General features: G+C 57.1%; 2 protein-coding genes and 1 pseudogene. 2 read left to right on the plus strand and 1 reads right to left on the minus strand.

Annotation, left to right across the window (positions count from 1 at the left end; genetic code table 11):
* A partial coding sequence (locus VN887_15390) for a phosphoketolase family protein (protein HXT41390.1) occupies positions 1-1,156 on the minus strand: 1,156 nt, incomplete at its 3' end.
* Positions 1,157-1,777: 621 nt separating this feature from the next.
* Between VN887_15390 and VN887_15395 the strand changes: the two are divergent.
* Positions 1,778-2,149: pseudogene (locus VN887_15395) on the plus strand (ATP-dependent metallopeptidase FtsH/Yme1/Tma family protein).
* A 249-nt stretch (positions 2,150-2,398) separates the two neighbouring features.
* A partial coding sequence (locus VN887_15400; protein ID HXT41391.1) for an AAA family ATPase occupies positions 2,399-3,273 on the plus strand: 875 nt, incomplete at its 3' end.

The following is a 3,273-nucleotide window of genomic DNA, read 5'->3' on the forward strand; positions in this document are numbered from 1 at the left end:
TGGGCACCTCCACTGCATACTTGCGAAAGTCCGGCAGGCGGAGGTCCTTGAGCAAAACACCGCCGTTGGCGTGCGGGTTTGCGCTCATTCTGCGCGCGCCTTTGGGCGGCAGCGCTGCCAGCTCGGCGCGGAGCTGGCCTCTTTCATCGAAGAGTTCCTCGGGCTTATAGCTCTTCATCCATCGCTCGAGAAGTTTTACGTGCTCCGGATTACTGTGCATTTCGGCCATCGGGACTTGGTGAGAGCGCCAGTAACCTTCGGTTCGCTTGCCATCAACGTCCTTGGGGCCCGTCCAACCTTTGGGGCTGCGCAATACAATCATCGGCCAGCGCGGCCGGCGGACTTCATTTTTGGACTGCCTTGCATTGCTTTGAATCTGCTTGATCTCATCGATGACGCGGTCCAGAGTGACGGCCATCAGCTGGTGCATTTTTTCCGGTTCATGGCCCTCGACGAAATGGGGCGTATATCCGTAACCGCGCAATAATTGCTCGAGCTCTTCGTGAGTGATGCGCGCCAACACGGTGGGATTTGCGATCTTGTAACCGTTCAGATGCAGGATCGGCAGCACTGCGCCGTTACTCGCCGGGTCCAAGAACTTGTTCGAATGCCAGCTCGTCGCCAACGCTCCGGTTTCCGCTTCGCCGTCGCCGATCACGCAAGCAACGATCAGATCGGGGTTGTCGAAGGCCGCGCCGTACGCGTGCGACAGGGAATAACCGAGTTCGCCTCCCTCGTTGATGGAGCCAGGAGTTTCGGGCGCGGCGTGGCTCGGGATGCCGCCGGGAAATGAGAACTGCGTGAATAGCTTTCTCATTCCCTCCTCGTCCTGCGAGATGTTGGGATAAATTTCGCTGTAGGTACCTTCGAGGTAGGTGTTCGCGACGATGCCGGGACCGCCGTGGCCGGGCCCCGTGATATAGATCATATCGAGATCGCGCGCTTTGACGACCCGGTTCAAATGAACGTAGATAAAGTTCAGGCCGGGTGTTGTTCCCCAGTGGCCGAGCAATCTCGGTTTGATGTGTTGCTTACTGAGCGGTTTCTTCAGCAGCGGATTATCGTAAAGGTAAATCTGTCCCACCGATAAATAATTTGCGGCCCGCCAGTAGGCATCGATAAGGCGCAATTGTTCCGTGGTTATGGCTTCCGGCATAACTATTCTCCTCTACCGCGATGTGCGCTCGGCATTCCAATTCACAATAGCGCGCATCTCACCGCCTTTTCAGGAAATAAAACTCCGGAGCGAAAACGTCGCGTCTCCGTTCAGGACTGACTTGAGACAATCGCTGATCAACGGAGACGTCGAGTGCTTCCACCCTGCGATAACAGAAACTCTTCGACTCCTGACTATCTCATGACTTCTGGCTGTGCCCGCCGTGTTCAGATGCCGTTATACGAAGACGGTATCATTGGGTTTCCGACGTTCAATGGCTCTTTTCGGATTCGTATCAAATAGTCCGTACATTCGGAATCTCATTCACTCCGCATCTGCTCGATTTGCTTGGATTGCTTTGACGGACGGATGCGCCGCGCAGCCATCCACTCGATTCTCACCCGAAAATCACCTTGTCGTCAGCATGACTAGGTGTTAGTCATCAAACCATGTTCAGCTAGCGACGGCTCTGCGCACGCGCTTGAGTTGCGCTATGGCCCAGGGGGTGAATGAATGGCTTTCACGCCGCCGACAAGACGCAAAAGTGATTCGAAGCCCAGCAGCAGACTTCCATCAACCGACAACAGGAATGGAGATGCCAAGAGTGGCAGCCAGACAAAGATGCCGCCAAGCAGAACCTGGTTGTGGTTCTTACTGGTCCTGGGGGCAAATTATTTAATCGTAAGATTTCTTATTCCAGGCCCGGAAGCGCCGGTCACAATTCCATACACCTTTTTCAAGGAGGAGGTCGCAAAGCACAACGTCAAGTCGATCTATAGCCAAGGTGAGTCCATCACGGGCCGTTTCGCCTCTCCGGTGACCTACCCGCCCGCCGAACAAAAAAACGGCGCATCGGCCGGCAAACCTGAAAAGCCGAGCCAACCTGGTCTAACGCGCGCTGGTCCCAAAACTTCGCCCAATTTCACCACGACTCTGCCCAGCTTCGTCGGTCCCGGGTTGGAAGGATTCTTGATCAATAATGGCGTCGAAATCAGCGCTAAGCCGATTGAGGAAGGGGGCGGGTTGCTATCCACGCTGCTGTTTGGATTTGGTCCGGCCCTGCTTTTCATTGGATTTTACGTCTGGATGTTTCGCCGCGCACAGCAGGGCGGCGGTTTGAGCGGCGGGCTCATGGGCATCGGAAAAAGTCGGGCGAGACGCTATGACCAGGAGAAGGATACGAAAGTGACTTTCGACGATGTTGCTGGCATCGACGAAGCGGAGAACGAGCTGGTCGAAATCGTGGATTTTCTGAGAGACCCGAAAAAGTACACCCGCCTGGGCGGCACCGCTCCCAAAGGAGTGCTGTTGATCGGCGCGCCGGGCACCGGGAAAACGTTGCTCGCCAAGGCCGTAGCCGGAGAAGCCGGTGTGCCGTTCTTTTCCATGAGCGCGGCGGAGTTTGTTGAGATGATCGTCGGCGTTGGCGCAGCTAGGGTGCGCGACCTCTTCAAGCAGGCGCGCGAGAACGCGCCCGCGATCGTTTTCATCGACGAGCTCGATGCCATCGGCCGCGCACGGGGCCAGGTGGCGATCGGCGGGTCCAGTGAACAGGAGCAGACCCTCAATCAGATCCTGACGGAGATGGACGGCTTTTCGAGCCGCGAGGGCATTATCGTTTTGGCAGCGACAAACCAACCTGAGGTGCTCGACAAAGCGCTTTTAAGACCCGGCCGCTTCGACCGGCGCGTCATTGTAAATCTGCCGGATAAGAACGGGCGTGAGGCGATCCTCAAAGTTCACACGCGCACGGTGCCGCTTGCCAAAGACATGAGCCTGGAAGAGGTTGCCGCCGCAACACCTGGATTCTCCGGCGCCGATTTGAAGAATCTCGTCAATGAGGCGGCGTTGCTCGCGGCGCGGCGCGAACAGAACCAAGTCCAGCAAAAAGACTTCCTTGATTCGCTGGAGAAAATTGTGCTTGGCCCGGAGCGCCCGCTTCTGTTGAGTCGCGCCGACAAAGAACGCATCGCGTACCACGAGGGCGGCCACGCCGTGCTCGCGTACGTGCTCGACCACTCCGACCCGGTCCACAAGGTCACGATCCTCCCGACCGGTATGGCGCTCGGCGTGACCCAGCAGCTCCCCACCGAGGAGCGCCACATCTACAAGAAGGA

It is taken from the genome of Candidatus Angelobacter sp. (genome assembly GCA_035607015.1).
In the GTDB taxonomy this organism is placed as follows: Bacteria; Verrucomicrobiota; Verrucomicrobiia; order Limisphaerales; family AV2; genus AV2.